The organism is Chryseobacterium sp. NRRL B-14798, assembly GCF_050470705.1.
Classification (GTDB): Bacteria; Bacteroidota; Bacteroidia; order Flavobacteriales; family Weeksellaceae; genus Chryseobacterium; species Chryseobacterium cupriresistens.
This window is the reverse complement of record NZ_JBFLUL010000005.1, coordinates 1,566,993-1,586,387: the sequence shown is the minus strand read 5'-3', so window position 1 is coordinate 1,586,387 and position 19,395 is coordinate 1,566,993. Positions and strand designations below refer to the sequence as shown.

Annotated in this window: 19 protein-coding genes; 4 read left to right on the top strand and 15 right to left on the bottom strand. The window is 38.1% G+C overall.

The features are described from left to right. Positions 1-24 precede the first annotated feature (24 nt). The 13 genes from AB1278_RS07565 to AB1278_RS07505 all read right to left on the bottom strand — a co-directional run bounded on the left by AB1278_RS07565 (position 25) and on the right by AB1278_RS07505 (position 11,803). Positions 25-915 carry an AraC family transcriptional regulator gene (locus AB1278_RS07565; RefSeq protein WP_411413974.1) on the bottom strand — a complete coding sequence of 297 codons (891 nt, stop codon included), beginning with the start codon at positions 913-915 and terminating at the stop codon, positions 25-27. Between the two features lie 193 nt (positions 916-1,108). Continuing rightward, a complete protein-coding gene (locus tag AB1278_RS07560) occupies positions 1,109-3,355 on the bottom strand; it encodes a TonB-dependent receptor (RefSeq protein WP_429813406.1) in 2,247 nt (748 codons plus the stop codon). A 157-nt stretch (positions 3,356-3,512) separates the two neighbouring features. Continuing rightward, positions 3,513-4,400, bottom strand: coding sequence for an urea transporter (locus AB1278_RS07555; protein ID WP_429813403.1), 888 nt, complete (start codon positions 4,398-4,400; stop codon positions 3,513-3,515). A gap of 152 nt (positions 4,401-4,552) precedes the next feature. Then, positions 4,553-5,254, bottom strand: a complete 702-nt coding sequence (locus tag AB1278_RS07550; protein WP_429813401.1) for a hypothetical protein — start codon at positions 5,252-5,254, stop codon at positions 4,553-4,555. Positions 5,255-5,364: 110 nt separating this feature from the next. Further along, positions 5,365-6,153, bottom strand: a complete 789-nt coding sequence (locus tag AB1278_RS07545) for an urease accessory protein UreD (protein WP_429813398.1) — start codon at positions 6,151-6,153, stop codon at positions 5,365-5,367. Beyond that, positions 6,154-6,792, bottom strand: a complete 639-nt coding sequence (ureG, locus tag AB1278_RS07540; protein ID WP_047094673.1) for an urease accessory protein UreG — start codon at positions 6,790-6,792, stop codon at positions 6,154-6,156. Between the two features lie 138 nt (positions 6,793-6,930). Beyond that, positions 6,931-7,623 carry an urease accessory protein UreF gene (locus AB1278_RS07535; protein ID WP_429813394.1) on the bottom strand — a complete coding sequence of 231 codons (693 nt, stop codon included), beginning with the start codon at positions 7,621-7,623 and terminating at the stop codon, positions 6,931-6,933. Then, positions 7,616-8,125: an urease accessory protein UreE gene (ureE, locus tag AB1278_RS07530; RefSeq protein WP_429813391.1), complete on the bottom strand. Its 510-nt coding sequence runs from the start codon at positions 8,123-8,125 to the stop codon at positions 7,616-7,618. Before ureE ends, AB1278_RS07535 begins: the two co-directional genes overlap by 8 nt. After that, positions 8,115-8,762 (bottom strand): hypothetical protein, encoded by a 648-nt coding sequence (locus AB1278_RS07525; RefSeq protein ID WP_411413969.1) that lies wholly within the window; start codon positions 8,760-8,762, stop codon positions 8,115-8,117. Before AB1278_RS07525 ends, ureE begins: the two co-directional genes overlap by 11 nt. 112 nt (positions 8,763-8,874) lie before the next feature. Further along, on the bottom strand, positions 8,875-10,596 hold the full coding sequence (gene ureC, locus AB1278_RS07520; protein ID WP_429813388.1) for an urease subunit alpha: 1,722 nt from the start codon (positions 10,594-10,596) through the stop codon (positions 8,875-8,877). 1 nt (position 10,597) lies between these two features. Further along, on the bottom strand, positions 10,598-10,966 hold the full coding sequence (gene ureB, locus AB1278_RS07515; protein WP_034697259.1) for an urease subunit beta: 369 nt from the start codon (positions 10,964-10,966) through the stop codon (positions 10,598-10,600). A gap of 11 nt (positions 10,967-10,977) precedes the next feature. After that, positions 10,978-11,280 carry an urease subunit gamma gene (gene ureA / locus AB1278_RS07510; RefSeq protein WP_002977652.1) on the bottom strand — a complete coding sequence of 101 codons (303 nt, stop codon included), beginning with the start codon at positions 11,278-11,280 and terminating at the stop codon, positions 10,978-10,980. 157 nt (positions 11,281-11,437) lie between these two features. After that, positions 11,438-11,803 (bottom strand): hypothetical protein, encoded by a 366-nt coding sequence (locus tag AB1278_RS07505; protein WP_202839022.1) that lies wholly within the window; start codon positions 11,801-11,803, stop codon positions 11,438-11,440. 405 nt (positions 11,804-12,208) lie between these two features. Here AB1278_RS07505 and pruA point away from each other — a divergent pair, with 405 nt between their 5' ends. From pruA to AB1278_RS07490, 3 genes are all read left to right on the top strand, one after another. Then, on the top strand, positions 12,209-13,834 hold the full coding sequence (pruA, locus tag AB1278_RS07500; protein WP_429813383.1) for an L-glutamate gamma-semialdehyde dehydrogenase: 1,626 nt from the start codon (positions 12,209-12,211) through the stop codon (positions 13,832-13,834). Positions 13,835-14,236: 402 nt separating this feature from the next. Further along, on the top strand, positions 14,237-14,458 hold the full coding sequence (locus tag AB1278_RS07495; RefSeq protein WP_429813380.1) for a cytochrome C551: 222 nt from the start codon (positions 14,237-14,239) through the stop codon (positions 14,456-14,458). Between the two features lie 267 nt (positions 14,459-14,725). Continuing rightward, positions 14,726-14,926, top strand: coding sequence for a hypothetical protein (locus AB1278_RS07490; protein WP_110011430.1), 201 nt, complete (start codon positions 14,726-14,728; stop codon positions 14,924-14,926). 337 nt (positions 14,927-15,263) lie between these two features. Here AB1278_RS07490 and AB1278_RS07485 read toward each other — a convergent pair whose 3' ends face one another. After that, positions 15,264-16,895, bottom strand: a complete 1,632-nt coding sequence (locus AB1278_RS07485) for an AraC family transcriptional regulator (protein WP_202839008.1) — start codon at positions 16,893-16,895, stop codon at positions 15,264-15,266. 277 nt (positions 16,896-17,172) lie between these two features. On the opposite strand from AB1278_RS07485, the gene AB1278_RS07480 reads away from it, so the two are divergent. Beyond that, entirely contained in the window at positions 17,173-18,333 is a 1,161-nt protein-coding gene (locus AB1278_RS07480; protein ID WP_202839006.1) for a thioredoxin family protein, read from the top strand. Between the two features lie 78 nt (positions 18,334-18,411). On the opposite strand, the gene AB1278_RS07475 is transcribed toward AB1278_RS07480, so the two are convergent. After that, positions 18,412-19,119, bottom strand: a complete 708-nt coding sequence (locus AB1278_RS07475; protein ID WP_202839004.1) for a hypothetical protein — start codon at positions 19,117-19,119, stop codon at positions 18,412-18,414. Positions 19,120-19,395 lie beyond the last annotated feature (276 nt).

The following is a 19,395-nucleotide window of genomic DNA, read 5'->3' as shown; positions in this document are numbered from 1 at the left end:
ATTACACAAATTCGATTCTTTATATCAGACTGAAATCCTGCTGTTATTCAAAAACTGAATCCTGTATTCCTTTGGCGTAATTCCTGCAATTTTTTTGAAAAGCTGGGTAAAATGGGATGCGGTATGGAAATTCAGTTCATAGGCAATTTCTGCAATATCTTTACTGGAGTGAAGTAATGCTTTGCTGTAATTGATATCAATCTCATTGATCCATTGTTTTGGGGATTTCTGAGTAACTCCTTTGACACATTTATTCAGATAACTTTCTGTAACAGACAATTTATCAGCATAAAAAGCCACTCTCTTTTCTCCGACATGGTATTTGAACAAAAGATCACGGAACTGCAGGGACAGCTCCATGGGGCGTGTTGCAGATTTGTGATGGGTATCAGAATCTGTACTCAGCATTTTGATCAGAATCAAATGAAGCATTGTCACAACGACATCATTCACATTGAGATTATTCAACCATAATTCCTGTTCCATTATCGGAAGAAGCTGTGTGATGGTTCCGTAGGTTAAGCTGTCCAGATTCAGGAAAGGTGTCATGAAAAAGATACTGCTTTTATGTTTTGGCAGTTCCTGTTCAGATAGAATATTATTTTCATAAGCAAGGAAGAAACCTTCAATATCGTCTGACAGCTCTACGGTTGCGGTAATTGTCCCTTGCTTAATAAAGATCACACCTCCTTTTTCAGCATGATATTCTTTATTTTCAAGATATTGTCTGATATGGCCATTGGTAACGAAAATAATAAAATTGAATGTGGTACGATACGGAATCACCGGCATCAGAATACCTTTAAGATAATTTTCTATCCGATACAGCTGTATATCAGCATTATTAGCCAATATCTTATCCGTAATATTCGGCAGAAAAAGCTTTTTATATTGAAAATTGGATAGTACTTCCATATCCTTGTTATGATTATTTAAAGTTATACAAAATATTTTAAAGCAAAGGAGGTAAGTAAAAGAGTGAAAAAGCTAAAGTCTAAATAGTAAAGACCCCGAAACACGTATCCCGAAACCCATAATTTACTCTCTTCAACCCTTCTACTCTCAAACTCTCTCACCCTCTCACTCTACTACTCTCCCACTCTCATGTTTAGAACTTATAATACACTCCTACTCTCACTCCAAAAGGACTTCCTGGTGTATAAGTAAGATCTGTAATGGGTTCTGCTTCTCCTTTTAACTGCGTTTCTGTGGCAAACTGAGCTTCATTCCATTTTACATTGAAAAGGTTGTTCATCTGAATATTCGCTCCCCATTTCTGACGGTTATAGGAAAGCATCAAATCATTCACAAAATAGGCTTTTGTTCTGATGCTGTTATCCTCAACAGCGGGTCTTGCTCCCAGATATCTGTACTGAAGTCCCAGAGAAAAACCATTCAGGAAGTCCCAGTTGACAGATCCTGTGCTGGTGACTACCGGAGCTAGCGGAACATAATCCTGGCCTTTTTCTTCTTCGGTAAATCTGGCGTGGGAATAATTGATATCTGCATTCAGATAAAAGTTTTCCAACGGTTGGAAACGAACACCAAGATCAACCCCGAAACGTCTTGATTTTCCGGAAGGCTCTACTACTGCATCATCTCCCACATACACAAATTCCTGCTGAAGATCCATATACCATAATGCCGGAGTAATAATCAAAGATTTGAACGGGTGCAATCTTACCCCGAAATCTGCCCCTATAGAATATGGAAGCGTATTTTCGTTCTTATTGGGAACTACTACTCTTAGGTCATTGGAGTGGAAACCCATTCCTGTTTTCAGGAACCACATGACATTGTCATTCTGAGCATAGGAAAAATTCAGTTTGGGACTCAGCCTTGTTGCTTCTTTCGACTGTCCGGAAGGTAATTGTTCCACATCCAGGAGATTGTGCATATTAAAGATAAAATGATCCACTCTCAAAGCTGGATTGATGGTCCATTTTCCTGTCTTCCATATCAATCCTGAATAGGCATGAAGATTGGTTTCCGTTCCTGTCACATCGGATAGTCTGTCCAGCAGAAGGTCTCTGTGATAAACGTGATTAAGCTGTAAGGTATTGATATCATCATTTCTTAGTCCGATTCCTGAAGTCCAGTTTAAAGAGCTGTTGGCAAAAGAAAAAGTCTTCGTATACTTTACTTCAGCACCGTAAATATTTCTTCCATCCGTCTGCTGAATTTCGTCTCCATGCTCTTTATCCTTTAAATTAAAGGTAAAATCGGAATACAGGTTGAAATTGTATTTTGAATAAAAAGCCATCGCATCAATCTGCTCGGAAGGAGAAATAATGTGCTTAAAGTTCATCTGGAGGTTTGTTCTGGAAGTTTTCCCACCTTCAGTAGGATCTATACTTCCCCATCGGCCAATGATTCCTTCGTCTACAGCACGTTCCGGAATCTGTCCGGAAGCATTCCAGGAAGAATTAAATGTTGAAAACTGGATATTGAAGTAATCTTTGTCAGTCAGCCATTGATTGTATTTACCGAAGATATTAACCCTGTTAAAATTCTGTTTTACATCAAAAGGTCCGTCGGTATAGTTGTATTCCGCTGCCACATACGCATTCTTTCTACCAAGATCATCATGCAGAATATTGAACATTCCCAATACTCTTTTGGAGTTGAAAGAACCTCCTTCCAGTTTAATCATACTGTTTTTCAAGCCATTGTAGGTCTGAAAATCAACATAACCAGCGGTATTAAAGTCCCCACGGTCCATGTAATAGGCTCCTTTTCCAAAATCGATATTGTTTACTGTTTCAGGAATCACAAAATGTAAATCAGAATATCCCTGACCGTGGGCGTGAGAAACAATGTTCACAGGCATTCCGTCTACATTGACGCTTACATCGGTACCATGATCCGCATCAAATCCTCTTAAAAAAAGCTGTTCTGCTTTTCCTCCTCCGGCATGCTGTGCAATAAATAATCCTGGAACTTTCCTCAACAGATCCTGCGCTGAATTTACCGGAAATTTATTCAGATCAACCTTGGTAATAGCAGACAGAAATGAACTGTGATTGATGGCTACTTCAGAAATCTGAAAGGGCTTATGCTGTAAAAAAATAACTTTATTTTTATCATCATCATTGGTCACGACCCATTTTACCTCATCATATCCCTGACGGCTGACCACAAGGGTATCGGGAAGAGATTTTACAGGAATGGAAAATGTTCCGTCTGTTCCTGTGTGGATATGGCTGTTTCCGTGGTCATATTTTACCAAAGCATCGGCAATGGGAAATTTGTCATCTGCATCTTTTATCAGCAACTGTTTTTCTGTTTCCTGCGCCATCATTTTTCCACTGAATGCCATAACCAGAAATACGGCTGCTATTTTTGTTATTTTCATTTTTTAGTTTAATTATATTTTGATTTTAGAAACCAGAGGTTAGAAGTTAGAGGAATATCAATGGTGAATTTTGCTTCGCAAGTGAATTGTCAATCATTATGAAAAAACCTTAAACATTGAACTTTCTCACTCTTAAACTCTAAGACTCTCCAACTTTTTATTTTTTTGTTTTAAGAAATATTTTTTGAATCAAAAGTGTAATCCATGTTCCGGCTACAAATGGGAAAGTAAATACTCCGCCCACTATATCCAGGCAGTGATTGTCTATTAAAAGATCATCAATGGCAATGGTAATGAGAACGGCGATCAATACCCATAAACCATCCGTTTTTTTGACTCCGGAAAAAACAATTGCGGAAAGCACAGCATTAAATCCAAATAATCCCATGTGGATTTCTTTGATGGGTTCGCCATTCAACTGTGATAATCCCGCACCCAAAATAGACGCTGCCAATCCATATAAAGCAGCTATCGGAGAGCTAATAAAAACCGCCAGAAAGAAAATAATCCCGGAAAGCACTCCTCCCTGAAATATCACTTCCCCAAAGCCATTGGTACAGGTAAGAAAGTCATCATATTCTGAAGGAACCACTTCACTGCTTAGCATTTCAGAAGGTGGAATATTGGTAAAATGATGGAGTACAAATACCAATATCCATGTAATAATGATAAAAGGAAAAGTAAACACCGGTATTTTCTTTTGGATAAAGAAATGCTGAATAACAGCCGCTAACGCTCCGCCCAAAACTATTAAGATCCAGATCAGCAAGGTTGTCTCAAATAGAAATGCCAATGCTACCCCTACAAGAGCTGCACTGAAACCATAAAGTCCCGCATTGATTTCAGATTTGTCATAATTAAGCTTCATTGCGATAAAAGTTCCGGCTGCTGTTGAAAGCAATACCGCCACTCCGCACTGCCAGCTTCCCATAAAAATCCCTATCAGAAACAGGAGTCCTGTCCATCTGTTTTCCTGGAGCATAATCTGCCCGATTCCTTTTAAAATATGGTCTAAAAAAGGTAGCTTTTTGAAAAATTCGTTCATAGTTTTTTTAATTTATTAATAATGGGGTTGTTGTTTGTTTTTCGTTGCGGGTTGTTTTTCGTTGCGGGTTGCGAGGTGCGGGTTTCGGAATCCACATCAAAACTCTCTTACCCTCAAACTCTCCCACTCGAATCCCGAAACACGAAACCCGTTTACCATCCAAGAAAGACCATTCCCACACCGCACACAGTTACTACTGCTCCACTTACTACTCCCATATATCTTTCAAGTTTTTCGGTATTGAATAATGTTGAGTAACCATAACGCCCCAAAAGAACCATCCCAAGCATGGTTAATACTGTAGTTGCTGTGAAGGAAGTTACCAGTACGGCAATTTCAGACATGGAATGTTTTACTCCTGAATAAAATAATAGGGGGATCAAAGGTTCACTTGGCCCCATCACGAAAATCATGAACAGGACAAGCGGTGTTACCTTTATTCTTTTTTGAGGCATTACGATTTCGCTGTGGTTATGTTCGTATACGTACACATCATCACCCATTACATCAAAATGCTTATGCGGTTTGTTTCTGATCGCCTGGATGAGGCCGTACACAAGGTAAACACCGCCAAAGATCAGCAGTGCCCATCCTGAGAAATTCCCTCTCATATCCTGAAACCAGGAGATTTTATTCAGCTGCCATCCGAGGAAAACTCCGATAAAACCTAAAATCAGAGAACTGAATACGTGTCCGAAACCGCAGACAACCGTTAATATGGCTGTTTTCATGCCGCTCCACTTCTTAGATTTTGAGATCACTATGAAAGGCAGGTAATGATCCGGCCCTGAAGCGGTGTGTATAAAACTTATTGAAACGGCGCTTATAAGAAGTGCCCAAACTGTACTATCCATTTTTTATTAATTCTGTTATTTCAGATTCTTTATTAAGTTTTGACTGAAGCCAATGGAAGATTTCTTTTTGTTAAGCGGTCTAAAGCCCGCTTCTTGACAAGGACCTCTTTTTACTCCAACGACCAGAGAATCTCCTGAATATGCAGGAAGAAGTTGTACATCAACTCTCCTCCATGTCCCAAAGCTCTTACTACAAAACCATTTTCATCCATTGCAGAAACCCCTACTTCCATTTGCTCATGGTGCTGTGCGGCGGCTTCAACAATCTCTTCAATCAATCCATTTTTGTCTACATTTTCCTTTGTACTATAGAAGATCAGAGTTCCCTGGTGCGTATACTGTTCCAGGTTTCCGATGCTGCTGATCGGGATCATGTCAGGTTGAATCAGAACGTTATCTTTCACCACAAGCTTGTTGTTATGATAGATTTCCATGATATTCTGAAAACGTTTCAGTTTAAAAACTTCTCCATAATATTTTCTCCCACAGGTAATAATCTCGCTGATGATGATCTGACTGTTTTTACCGACATGAATATTGGCTTTACTTTTAAAGTTGGAATCCTCGTGAGGAACAATCGGATGAGGAACATAAGCGAAAGAAGTTTCATCCTCCATAGAAACATTGAGTTCCTGAAGCGCTTTATTCTGCATGTTGAAAAGCCTTTGGTAGGATTGTGACTGCAACTGAAGCGCAGCTCCTTTTTCAAGTGCAACATCCAAATGATAGTGATCTCCATCCAGAATTCCCGGAGAGGAGCTCATCACCATCTGATAGAGCTTTTTGTCACTTTTTCGCTGCCCAACAGAAACCACTCTGAAAGGAAGCGAGACATAAAGGTCTTTCACATAGGATTCTCCTCCCTTAAATCCTGCAATAATTTTTAAATGACTATCCATTTATCTTACCAAATTCGGTTCTTCAATTTCTTCTAAAAGGGCATATTTTTTAATCCAACCAATTACTTTATCCAGTCCTTCATCTGTTTTGAGGTTGGTGAACACGAAAGGATTTCCTTTTCTCATTCTTCGGGCATCATTTTCCATCACTTCAAGGCTGGCACCTACGTAAGGGGCAAGATCAATTTTATTGATGATCAGTAAATCTGATCTTGTAATACCAGGACCTCCTTTTCTAGGGATTTTTTCTCCTTCTGCGACGTCGATGATAAAGATGGTAACATCTGCAAGGTCCGGGCTGAATGTCGCTGAAAGGTTATCACCTCCACTTTCAATCAAAACCAGTTCGATTTCCGGAAAACGTGCTGCCAGTTCGTCTACCGCTTCAAGGTTCATACTTGCATCTTCACGGATGGCGGTATGAGGACAGCCTCCTGTTTCTACTCCGATAATTCTGTCATGAGGAAGAAGACTATTTTTCGCCATAAATTCAGCATCTTCTTTGGTATAAATATCATTCGTGATGACTCCAAGATCATAAGTCCCGAATAATTTTCTGCTTAAACGTTCCAATAATGCAGTTTTTCCTGAACCTACAGGTCCTGCTACTCCTACTTTTATATATTTTCTGTTTTCCATTTTATTTAAATTTTATTTTTTAACGCTATATGCGCTAAGTTTTTTTGATTGTGAATATTTTTCGATCGCAAGGACGTTTCACTCAATGGGCAATTCGTCAATTTGCTCTTTTACCTTTTACCTTTTACCTTTTACCTTCTACGACATATAAAGTCTTGAATAAAGCCTCTCATGCTGCATACATCTGATATCAAAGGCCGTATTACAAAGTCCCACCATGTCTCTGTCCAGATCTATAGTTTCTAAAACTGTTTTTTCCATGACGGGATAGAGTGAAAATAGAATATCCTGTCCATCCAGCTGTCCAAGAGGAACAAGCTTTACAGCGTTGGTAATCATCCCGGCAACCGAAGTGTAATAAAATCCTAAAAGGGCTTCGAACAAAGGAATTTTCATTAAATAAGCATACACTCCGAACACAATACAGTAATGAGAATTGGCTTCTTTATGCTGAATGGCTTTCTCAAAAGCTTCCATTAAAGGAGAATTTTCTCTTCTTTTGAAGATTTTAATCAGTCTGAGACCCAGTTTCTGGCTCGCCTGGCGGATTTCCTTTGGACATTTTATAGCATTACATTCATTATCCAGTTCTAAAAGCTGCTGCAAATCTCCCTTTTGTGCTGCATCATAAGCCAGTTTTACAAAAGCACCGTCATTGAATTTAAGGTTGTACTGAAGCATGTTCTGTACAAATTCTTTCGCGGTTGCCAGATCATGTACAATTCTTTCCTGCACATACGTTTCAAGTCCGTTGGAATGGGTATATCCTCCGATGGGAAGTGTAGGATCTGCAAGGTGAAGCAATCCTGACAGGAAATTTATATTATTCATCTTTCGGAGCCGCCATTTTTAAGATTTTTGTAAAGATTGTGGAGCCGAGACTTCCATGTCCATGAGGCTCTACATTAGATTTAAGAAGATTAAGCAGTTTCACCGATTGTTTCTCCGGTTTGAAACCACTTGCTTCCAGCCATCTGAACATCGGCATTTCAAAAGGGAGCAAAACTTTGTCATTCTGAATAAAAAGCGGAATATGTTTATTTCCGATCTCATAACATACAGTTCCCATTTCCAGCAGTGAGGTGGGTGACATCACAATGGCTTCCGTTTCCAGAACATTGATTGCAATTATTTTTTCGGCATCCTCAAAAAGAATATCACCTTCACGTAATCGTTGTCCTTCTCTGAGAAACTTGATGGCAACATCAGTTCCCTGTCTGGTTTTTTTACGCTGGATTCTTTTGGTGGTTTCAAACCATTCCAGATCAAGATAGTCTATGGCTTTCTCCGTAGGATTTTCAGCAAGATTGCCTATGATTTGATTAATGATCATTTTTGTTTTTTTTTCTGAAGTCTAAGTTTTTGGAGATTCCCACCCCGAATGTTGAACCGCTGATTCCGGCTACATAGCTTTTCGTCCAGCCCTCTTCTTTTGTTTTAGTCTGAAGCATTGAAAGTTCTGCGAATTTGAATTTCAGTGCCCAGCCTCCTCCTAATACGATTCCGATCAAAGGATAGGCACGAAGACGGAATCCGTTAAAATTCTGCATGGCATCCGCTGCTGTTGAAAGCTGCTGTCCCCAAACATAGTGGGCATCCACCTGACCAATCAACATAAAATATTTTCCAAGCATTACTGAAGGACTATACCAGATTCCTGCTTCATTTTGCTTGTAAACTACATTGTGATCCACTGTATTCTGCGAGTAAGCATAATTAACTCCGATAAGGTCATTATTATTGACGAAGTACCCTACTCCAAGCGGTGCACTGGAAACGGTACTGCTGCTGCTTGATGGTGTTGTAAGTTTTGAATAGTCTAATGAACCGTACACCATAAACTGCCCTTTGGGTCCGTCTTCATCACTTTTAAGCCTGTGTCCGCCCAAAAACTGGGCATTCAGATTTCCTGAAAGTATACATACACCAGCTATCGCAAGAGAAACAACTGTTTTATTTAAATATTTCATTCTAAACTTAGTTCTATAATTGTTTTACAATAGAGTCTGATAAATCTTTTTTTGTTGTTAAATAAACCTAACAGGTTTTTGAAACCTGTTAGGTTTATTTGTAAAATTTATCTTAGAACAAGTAATACAACTGTGTTAAAGGAAGTGTTTCTGCCGGTTCACAAGTGATGTATTCTCCGTCTACCGTTACTTTATAGTTTTCAGGATTCACTTCAATTAAAGGTGTCTTATCATTATGGATAAGGTCTTTTTTACCAATATTTCTACAGTTTTTCACCGGAAGAATCATTTTTTCCAGTTTGTAAGAAGCAATGGTTCCGTTGTCAATTGAGATCTGAGAAACAAAGTTCGCGCAAGTACCAAACTTAGCTTTTCCATGGGCTCCAAACATATTTCTGTAAATAATAGGCTGAGGTGTTGGAATAGAAGCATTAGGATCTCCCATTTTAGCAGCAATAACAAATCCTCCTTTTACAATCATTTCCGGTTTTACTCCAAATAAGGCAGGTTTCCAGATCACCAAATCCGCTAATTTTCCTTCTTCAACAGATCCTACATATTCTGAAATACCGTGCGCTATAGCCGGGTTGATGGTATACTTCGCTACATATCTTTTTGCACGGTAATTGTCATTTCCACTGTCTTTATCTTCAGTAAGATCACCTCTCTGCTCTTTCATTTTACTTGCCGTCTGCCATGTTCTGGTAATCACTTCTCCTGGTCTTCCCATCGCCTGAGAGTCTGAACTCATGATACTGAAAACGCCCATATCATGAAGGATATCTTCTGCTGCAATGGTTTCAGGACGGATACGTGAATCTGCAAATGCTACATCTTCAGGAATGTTTTTACTCAAATGATGGCAAACCATCAGCATATCCAGGTGCTCATCAATTGTATTTACGGTGTAAGGGCGCGTAGGATTTGTTGAGGCCGGCAATACATTCGGATACATAGCAGCTTTAATAATGTCCGGCGCGTGGCCTCCGCCTGCTCCTTCTGTGTGGAAAGTATGGATTACCCTTCCGTTGATGGCTCTCATGGTATCTTCCAGAAACCCTCCTTCATTCAGAGTATCTGTGTGGATGGCCACCTGAACGTCATATTTATCGGCTACTTTCAATGCTGCATCAATGGTTGCAGGAGTTGCTCCCCAATCTTCATGGATTTTCACTCCCAAAGCACCTGCTTCTACCTGTTCTTCGATAGGTTCTTCTGCCGAGCAGTTTCCTTTTCCGAAGAAACCAAGATTCATAGGATATTCTTCTGCTGCTTCCAGCATTTTCTGCATATTGAATCTTCCGGGAGTAACTGTTGTAGCATTGGTTCCGTCATTGGGGCCTGTACCACCACCAATCATTGTGGTGATTCCGCTGTAAAGAGATGTTTCAATCTGTTGAGGGCAGATGTAGTGAATGTGGGTGTCAATTCCTCCGGCAGTTACAATATATCCTTTCCCTCCGTGAACTTCCGTTGAGGCGCCGATGATCATATTAGGTGTTACACCGTCCATCGTATCAGGATTTCCGGCTTTTCCGATTCCTACGATCTTTCCGTCTTTGATTCCGATATCTCCTTTTACAATTCCCCAATGGTCAATAATTACCGCTCCTGTGATACAAAGATCCAGAACGCCTTCGTCTCTTTTGGCCGTGACATTCTGTCCCATCCCGTCACGAACGGTTTTTCCTCCGCCGAAAACGGCTTCGTCACCAAAATGAGTGAAATCTTTTTCGATTTCAATAATAATTTCAGTGTCTCCCAGCCTGATTTTATCTCCCGCTGTAGGACCTAATATATTGGCGTATTGTTTTCTGTCTACGTGTAAGCTCATCTTAATGATTTTTAAAGTTTAACTCTTCAACTTTTGCAAGGCTTACTTTTTTCTGTTCTTCAGAATCTACCTGCCCATCGACAAGATTATTGAAGCCCATTGCTTTTTTGGTTCCTCCTATTTCTACCAATTCCACTTCTTTTTCTTCTCCCGGCTCAAAACGTACTGCAGTACTTGCTACAATATTCAGTCTCTTTCCGAAAGCTTTTTCGCGGTCAAAGCTCATCGCTTTATTAACTTCAAAAAAATGGAAGTGTGAACCTACCTGAATAGGCCTGTCTCCGGTATTGGTTACTTTTATTTTTACAGTTTCTCTGCCTTCATTGCAGATAATTGTTCCTTCTTTTACAAAAATTTCTCCTGGTATCATAATCAGTAGTATTAGCGGATTGGATTGTGTACGGTTACCAGTTTTGTCCCATCTGGGAAGGTTGCTTCAATCTGAACATCGTGGATCATTTCCGCAACGCCCGGCATTACATCCTCTTTAGTTAAGAGATTAGCGCCTTCCTGCATCAGTTCGGCTACTTTTTTCCCGTCTCTTGCGCCTTCAAGCAGAAAGTGGCTGATCAGAGCGATGGATTCCGGGTAGTTTAATTTAAGGCCTCTTGCTTTTCTTTTCAGAGCGAGTTCGCCTGCCAGAAACAGCATAAGCTTTTCCGTTTCTCTCGGTGTTAAGTGCATAATATTTTTTATTTAAAATTGGACAAACAATATCCGGTTCACCTCTCCGTAAAGGCAAACAGAAATGTTCAAAAATGTAAAATGGGAAATGATGTTTTCAGATCTGTATTGACATGAATACAAACCACAACGGATCATTAAAAATTAAGAAAAGGGATTAGCAGCCCGCTACCTGCAGACAGTGATACAGGATGTATCTTGGTGCCGTAATATAAACGCGGTTTTGAACAGCCGCAACCTGTGTATTGTAAGTGTAACCTGCAAAGAAATAGTGCAGCCAATTCTGTGCAAGTATTGAATAATCAAATTTTACTTTCTCCCAGTCGTTGGAATCCTGCACATCCTGCACATCTGAAAAACTATAGAGTTCAGGCTGGGTCTGCTGATCAGATTTCTGCTGTAAAAGATGAATTTTTGAAAGGATATCAGAATATGCCTGAGTTTTTCCTTTATGTGCAAAAAGACCTGCACACAACGCTGAGAAAAATATCACAAAAGAGAAAAATAATACTCTTTTTTTCATACCTGATAATAATGATGTAAAATTAGAACAATCTGATCCCTCCGGCTATCAAAAAAATTATTTAAAATGTTCAAAATCGCAACAAATGTGAATTTATATAATTTTAACATTGTAACATAAACCATTTATTTACAGCCATTAACAGCAATTCTTAAACTATGACAAATGTTTTATTGTCTTAATTCCTATAATTCTAATAAAATGATGTGTTTTTTTCTAAAACCTAAAGAATCCTCATAATAGACCATAATTTAATAAAAATTAATCTCAAAAAAAACGTATATGACATTACCGGATCTTTTTTCTGGTTTATCTGACAAAAAAAGGCTGCATTTTTTCTTTCCTTATAATTATTGTAAATTTGTATACACATCTTATTAATTTAATAAAATAATAAAACGTAATATGTCAAAAGCAATTTCGCAAGTACCATTAGCGGTAAACGAGCCTGTAAACTCATACGAACCGGGATCTCCGGAAGTTAAAAGCCTTATCGACACTTATAAAAAAATGTGGGCTGAAAAGGTAGAAATCCCAATGATTATCAATGGAAAAGAAGTAAAAACTGAAACAAAAGTACAGCTTCAGTCTCCACAGGATCATGCTCATGATTTCGGATTCTACTATCAGGGTGGTATGCAGCATGTGGATGACGCTATCAACGCGGCATTGGCAGCTAAAAAAGAATGGAATGAACTAGGCTGGGAACAGCGTGCAGCAATTTTCTTAAAGGCAGCCGATCTTTTAGCAGGACCTTACAGAGATGTGATTAATGCAGCAACAATGATCGGGCAGTCTAAAAACGTACACCAGGCTGAAATTGATTCTGCTTGTGAGTTCATCGACTTCCTAAGATTCAACGTAGAGTTCATGACAGAAATGTATGCTGAGCAGCCGGTTTCTGATAAAGGAATCTGGAACCGCGTTGAATACAGACCATTAGAAGGGTTCTGTTTTGCAGTAACTCCATTCAACTTTACAGCGATTTCCGGAAACCTTCCGACTTGTATGGCCATGTTAGGAAACGTAGTGGTTTGGAAGCCGTCTGACAAACAGGTATATTCTGCAAAAGTAATCATGGATGTATTAACAGAAGCGGGTCTTCCTGCAGGGGTTATCAACATGATCTTTACAGATGGAAAAGAAACTGCTGAAAAAGTATTGGCCCACCCGGATTTTGCAGGTCTTCACTTCACTGGTTCTACAAAAGTATTCCAGGGAATGTGGAAAATGATCGGTGATAATATCCACAACTACAGAACATATCCAAGAATCGTTGGAGAAACTGGTGGTAAAGACTTCGTTATTGCTCACCCGTCTGCTAACGTGGAAGCTGTAGCTACTGCATTGGTAAGAGGTGCTTTCGAATACCAGGGACAAAAATGTTCTGCTGCTTCAAGAGCTTATATCCCTAAATCTCTTTGGGCTGATGTGAAAAAAGTAATGGAAACTCAGATGAGCACCATCAAAATCGGTTCGCCGGAAGATACTTCTAACTTCGTCAACGCTGTGATCGACAAGAATTCTTTTGAAAAATGTAAAGGATATATCGACAGAGCAAACGCTTCAGGTGAAGCTACTGTTGCTATCGGTGGAAAATATGATGATTCTAAAGGATGGTTCGTACACCCAACAGTAATTGAAACTACAAATCCTCACTACGAAAGTATGGTTGAAGAGATCTTCGGACCAATCTTATCGATCTACGTATATGAAGATCAGGACTGGAAAGAAACGTTGAAGCTTGTAGATTCAACATCTCCTTATTCATTGACTGGTTCTGTGTTCTCACAAGACCGTTACGCAATCGCTGAAGCTTACAAAGCTTTAGAAAATGCATCAGGTAACTTCTACATCAATGATAAACCAACGGGTGCCGTAGTAGGACAGCAGCCTTTCGGTGGTGGTAGAGCTTCAGGAACAAATGATAAAGCAGGTTCTAAAATGAACCTTCTAAGATGGGTTTCTGTAAGAAGCGTAAAAGAAACTTTTGTTTCTCCTAAAAACTACAAATATCCATACCTGGGATAATTAATAAATAATGAGTAATGGGCAATGAGTAATTGTTGTCTGTTCTTTGAATACAGCCTCGGAATTTCGGTTTCGGGGCTTTTTTGTGGTGATAGGCGGATGCGAGGTTCGGGATGCGAGTTGCGGGAATTAGAGTTCAAGGTTTAAAGTTATGGGTATCCAGAAATACACTTTTACTCCTCCGATACTCAATACTCGATATTCAATACTCAATTCCCCACAACTCTCTAACCCTCCTACTCTCCAACACTCTAACTCCTAATACCTAACTCCTCATCCCTACAATCCGCTACCTGCTACCTAACATCTTTTAACAAACTTTACCTATATTTTACGATTTTCAAAGTCCTGTTAGGAATAATTATTGATTTTCTGTTAGTATACACCCCAAAATAAAATAATATGAAAAAGTTATTGCTAACAGCCGTCGGAATAGGAATATTTGCAGTGAGCTGTGGAACCAAAGAATCGACAATGTCAACAAGTAGCAGAGATTCAGCAACAGTAGACAGTACCCAAAAAAGTATACCGCCTACAACTACTGATACGATGACTACAAAAAGGACGAATCCTGATACAATCAAGATCAAAAGGGATTCTATGGCAACGTCTCCTGTCAAATAATATGTATATACGTTTAATTTAAAATGGAAAATCTGCAGATGAAAGCGCTGCAGATTTTTTTATTGGATAACCAGAAATTTTGGATTGAAAAGACGCTTATTCCATGTTTTTGACTACAGCCGGGGATTATATATTATTTCTAACGGCGGGCTGAAGCCCACCCCTATTGAATCCAAAATTTAAAGGAACATCTTTTATCTTTTATCTTTTATCTTTTATCTTTTAATCCTTATATTTGATTAACATCAACAATCAAAATTAACTATTATGAGAAAATTATGGATAGGAGCAGTTCTTGGACTTCTTTTCCTTGGAAGCTGTGCTCAAAACAAAGAAAAAAGAGAGGAATATAAAGATGCTCACAATAAAGATTCCTTAAGAAACAGAATGGGAGATTCTGCTGTAGCGAATTCAATCCCTTCCCCGGATTCTTCAAAAGTAAAAACCGACAGTACGAAAGTTAAATAAAATCACAAATCCACAGACATCTGTGGATTTGCACTTAAAAAAACTTGACTGAAAAAAAACCGGGCAATCAACCCCGATTATAGGATATGGCAGATATTCTGGTCAGAATATTTCCTTAAAAAGTTAAAAAATGGGATTTGCAGTTTCTCTTATAATGATCTTAGTTCAGAAATGAAATAAAAGTGATAAGCTGTAACAGAATTGTTGTGTACTTTGAAACTGCTACAAAGATATGATAGCAGAGGGTTCCTTTAAAATAATAGGTTGTTCATTTTCGTGAAAATAGCAATATAGAATTGGATAAAATGCCCGTTTTTAATCATTTTCGGGAAAATGACTATTTTTTATCTGACCGGGTTTCACTATCCAGATATTTGATGTAAGCTGATGGAGAATAGTCTGTGACCGCCTTGAATACCGCAGCAAATTTACTGTGGGAAGAAAATCCGCATTCATCAGCAAGGATACTTATTTTATACTGTCTGTACCTCTCATCATTGATCAGTTTGTCTACAATATAGTTGATTCTTAAACGATTGATATACGTTTTAAAATCTGCATTTTTATGCTGATTGATAACATAAGAAAGATATTTTGTATTGGTGTTCAATTCTCCGGCGAGAAAAGAAAGGGACATGCCTTTATTGTTATAAAGATTACCTTTTTCAAAATCCTCAAGCAGTTCCAGTAGTTTTGACTCTGTTTCCGGGGTCATCAGAGAGTCATTCCTTCTTCGGTCTGTCTCGGAGTCTTTTTCATCAATTTCTTCCACAAAAATATTGGAAAACTCAAAATCACCAGATTGTTGTAAAGGATAGTGTGTCCTGTTACCGATCATGTTCAACTGAGTTCTGATGATATTTCTAAGCTTTGACCGCTGTTTTTTCTGTTTCCTTCTAATAAAAAGAAACAGACCAACCAATGAAATGGACAGAATGACAATAGCCGCATTCTTCACTCCATTCATCTGCCCATTTTTTTTGGTAGCTTTTCCTTTGGGATTTTCAGAATCTTTTATGGCAAAACTCTGATTGCGGGCTGCAATACTGTCATAGGCACGCACATATTTTACTGCATATAAAGAAGCCTTGAAATTGTCCCCAATCCCTTCATAGTAATCATTAATATTGGAATAAACTGCTTTTTTAAGCTTAAGGCTCCGGGAAGTATCGGCAATTTTTTCTGCTTTTTTAAGATACAGTTCAGCATCTTTCCAGTTTTTCTGCTTCAGACGGATTCCTCCCAGGCCATTATAAACCAATCCCAGCGTACAGCTTCCTTTTTTTAGCAATCCTTCAGCTTTTCTATAGTAATCTTCAGAGACAGAATAATTATTAAGCTTGAAATAGACATCTCCCAATAGTTGATAAGACGCGGCTGCCGTTCTGTTTTCATTATAACTATTGATCTTTTCAAAATATTTCAGGGAGGATTCGATATGCTGTATGGCATTAGGATAATTCCCCATCTCCATTTCGTAGAAGGCCATTTCCTGATTCAGCAGTCCTGCGGCTTCATTACTTTTCTGAAAATCGGTGATCCGGGCTGAAGCCTGCAGCCCTTTTATAATATATTTTTTGGATCTTTCGTATAACCCTACCTGTCTATATTGTCTCGCAAGTAATCGGGTTACTACAGCCATCCATTCAGGATCATTAATCTTATTGATTACCGAATGGGCGTTTTCACTGTAACAGATTGCTTTTTTAAGTTCACCTGCATGATGGTACAGCTCTGAAGAAAGGATAAGACATCTTATTTTCTCTGAAGGCTTTTGTGCCTTCATATAGAGAGAATCTGCAGTTTTAATGGCTTTGGGTAAATCTTTATAGGCTGTAACAGAAGAAGTCCTTTCACAGATAAGATCAAAGCTATTTTTTTTCTGGGCGAATATGGGAACTGCTGTTATCAGCAAAAACAAGAATTTCAAAAGACTTTTAGGCATAGAAAAACAAATTATTATTTTCATTTTATAATAATTCATCATTGATTTCACGGAGTGTCTTTTTGTTTTTTACAAAACTAGTGATATTTTATTTTTTATTAAAATATTATATTGAAATTTAATCATTTAACCAAAAACATCAATTTGTATTAATTTTAATAATAAGACAGAAATAATACATGGTTTTCTTTAATATAAACTGATTTCTGTTTTAAAACCAAAATTCCTGTATAATTATTTTTAATATGGACGGCTCAGGTGTCGTCATATTTATTACATTTGCATGGAATAAAAAGTTTTTATGAAAAAAATAGCCATACTTTCCTCAATCTTTATAGGGGTCCTAGCCTGGGCACAGGGAATTAAATTTGAAGAAGGCAATTTTGCCTCCATTCTTGCCAAAGCAAAAAAAGAAAAAAAACTGGTCTTCATTGATGCATATGCTTCATGGTGCGGACCTTGTAAACTGATGGTTAAAAATATTTTCCCACTTCAGTCTGTAGGTGATTACTATAATTCCCACTTTATCAATGCTAAAATTGATATGGAAAAAGGAGAAGGAATTGAGCTGGCCAAAAAATATAATGTAAAAGCATTTCCTACTTACCTGTTTATTGACGGAAATGGTGAAGCTGTACACAGAACTTTAGGATATGTGGAAGAAAAAGACTTTATCCAGTTTGCAAAAGACGCGGAAGATCCAAACAAAAGACTGACTTCTCTGAAACAGCAGTTTGAAAAAGGGGAAAAAGATCCTGAGTTTTTAAAGAATCTTGCAGGCCTTACTATGTATAACGATGCTGAGTTTGCCGGGAAAGTTCTTAACCGTTACTTTCAGCAGAAAACAATTTTAGATCAGGAAGATATCCAAATGCTTCTTTCAGGAGTACAGACTACAGACAGTCCTTTATACAAAATTTTTCAGGATAAAAAGGCTGATATCGTTAAGTTCTTTCCGGAAGATAAATACGAAAAGTTTGAGAAAAATATCAAGCTGAATACCATTTCTAAAAAAGCTTATAATGCAGAGACTAAAAAATGGGATGACAGTTATTTTATGGCTGAAGCTCAGAAATTTCTAAGCAAAGAAGAGGCCGACAAGATCTTAAAAAGAATGAAAGCAAACAGGGCTTTAAAGAATAAAGATATTCCTGAGTATGAAAAGCTGATCCTTGATATCTACAAAGATTATTCTGCAGCAGGTTCTGAAGAACTGAACTCTCTTGCATGGAACTTCTTTGAAAATGTGAGCAATAAAGCTTCTCTGGAAAAAGCCATTGCATGGGCGCAGGAATCTGTAAAGAAAAACCAGAACTTTGCCAATACAGATACTTTAGCCAATCTTTACAATAAGGTAGGTGACAAGAAAAATGCAAAAATATGGGCTGAAAAGTCTATTGAACTGGCAAAAAGCACAGGACAGGATTCTACAGACACAGAAAAATTATTGAAGAGTCTTTAAGAGTTATTCTAATCATAAAACAAAACCCCGCAGAACTTCCGTTCTGCGGGTTTTGTTTTTTTAAGAAAGTGCTTATTTCTAATTATTATATACCAGAATCTGCATCTTGGTAAGCATTGCTTCGGTATCACCATTATATCCGGCAAAAGTGGAAGGAACTACATTTACACTTGCTGTACCAACCCAAGAAACATACTGAACCTTGAACGTATATGTTCCTGAAGACAGGCTGACAGATTTTAAAAAAGTAACAGGAACAGGCATATTTACTAATCCTCCCGACAAACCACTATTAGAGAAAATACCTGCTTTAGAGACATAAGCAGACGAAATTTTAGTTCCATTCTGCAAAAGCGTGAAAACCCCCTGAGAAGTTGTTCCTGAGGATATATCAAGGGCATAACCTATAATCGTAAACAAAAAGGTTTGCGTTTTTCCTGCCGGAACAGTTACTGTATAGGTAACTCCCGGTACATCTATTGTTTGTCCTGCATTAGCACTGGCAGTAGTAGTTCCCTGTACATAATAAGCGCCGTTAATAGTTCCGCTTATTGTATTTAGGGTTTGCCATGAAGGAGCGGCTGCTGGTCCATTAGAAGTTAAAATCTGACCGGTGGTTCCTGCAGAACCTGCTGTTGTGGCATTTCCTCCTACATTGATTTCATTGACCACTTGTAATGATCCGTTAACGTGCAAAGTTTTCTGAGGAGTCGAAGTTTCTATCCCAATTTGGGCAAACGAAAATAAAGGAACTAAAAAAGCCCCAGATAATAAATAGTTTTTCATGTTTTGTTTTTAGAATTTTTAATAAAAGTAAAATTACAAGAAAAAACAATCAAATCATCCTAATAATAATGAATATTCTCAATTAAAAATGATAAAATATCTTATAAGTTCTATACTCTTCGCAAGTTTAAAAATCAACAAAAAAAAATACAACATATTGACAAGCAAAGAATAAAATCAACTACTATGATCACAATAAAAAATATATAATCTTTTACAAAAGAAAAACCATAAACTAAAGTTTATGGTTTTTGATTTATTTTGTCTTGTTATGCA

Excerpts from the sequence above, each read along its gene's own strand:
- AB1278_RS07565 (WP_411413974.1), bottom strand. The coding sequence starts at position 915 with ATGGAAGTACTATCCAATTTTCAATATAAAAAGCTTTTTCTGCCGAAT.
- AB1278_RS07560 (WP_429813406.1), bottom strand. The coding sequence starts at position 3,355 with ATGAAAATAACAAAAATAGCAGCCGTATTTCTGGTTATGGCATTCAGT.
- AB1278_RS07555 (WP_429813403.1), bottom strand. The coding sequence starts at position 4,400 with ATGAACGAATTTTTCAAAAAGCTACCTTTTTTAGACCATATTTTAAAA.
- AB1278_RS07550 (WP_429813401.1), bottom strand. The coding sequence starts at position 5,254 with ATGGATAGTACAGTTTGGGCACTTCTTATAAGCGCCGTTTCAATAAGT.
- AB1278_RS07545 (WP_429813398.1), bottom strand. The coding sequence starts at position 6,153 with ATGGATAGTCATTTAAAAATTATTGCAGGATTTAAGGGAGGAGAATCC.
- ureG (WP_047094673.1), bottom strand. The coding sequence starts at position 6,792 with ATGGAAAACAGAAAATATATAAAAGTAGGAGTAGCAGGACCTGTAGGT.
- AB1278_RS07535 (WP_429813394.1), bottom strand. The coding sequence starts at position 7,623 with ATGAATAATATAAATTTCCTGTCAGGATTGCTTCACCTTGCAGATCCT.
- ureE (WP_429813391.1), bottom strand. The coding sequence starts at position 8,125 with ATGATCATTAATCAAATCATAGGCAATCTTGCTGAAAATCCTACGGAG.
- AB1278_RS07525 (WP_411413969.1), bottom strand. The coding sequence starts at position 8,762 with ATGAAATATTTAAATAAAACAGTTGTTTCTCTTGCGATAGCTGGTGTA.
- ureC (WP_429813388.1), bottom strand. The coding sequence starts at position 10,596 with ATGAGCTTACACGTAGACAGAAAACAATACGCCAATATATTAGGTCCT.
- ureB (WP_034697259.1), bottom strand. The coding sequence starts at position 10,966 with ATGATACCAGGAGAAATTTTTGTAAAAGAAGGAACAATTATCTGCAAT.
- ureA (WP_002977652.1), bottom strand. The coding sequence starts at position 11,280 with ATGCACTTAACACCGAGAGAAACGGAAAAGCTTATGCTGTTTCTGGCA.
- AB1278_RS07505 (WP_202839022.1), bottom strand. The coding sequence starts at position 11,803 with ATGAAAAAAAGAGTATTATTTTTCTCTTTTGTGATATTTTTCTCAGCG.
- pruA (WP_429813383.1), top strand. The coding sequence starts at position 12,209 with ATGTCAAAAGCAATTTCGCAAGTACCATTAGCGGTAAACGAGCCTGTA.
- AB1278_RS07495 (WP_429813380.1), top strand. The coding sequence starts at position 14,237 with ATGAAAAAGTTATTGCTAACAGCCGTCGGAATAGGAATATTTGCAGTG.
- AB1278_RS07490 (WP_110011430.1), top strand. The coding sequence starts at position 14,726 with ATGAGAAAATTATGGATAGGAGCAGTTCTTGGACTTCTTTTCCTTGGA.
- AB1278_RS07485 (WP_202839008.1), bottom strand. The coding sequence starts at position 16,895 with ATGAAAATAATAATTTGTTTTTCTATGCCTAAAAGTCTTTTGAAATTC.
- AB1278_RS07480 (WP_202839006.1), top strand. The coding sequence starts at position 17,173 with ATGAAAAAAATAGCCATACTTTCCTCAATCTTTATAGGGGTCCTAGCC.
- AB1278_RS07475 (WP_202839004.1), bottom strand. The coding sequence starts at position 19,119 with ATGAAAAACTATTTATTATCTGGGGCTTTTTTAGTTCCTTTATTTTCG.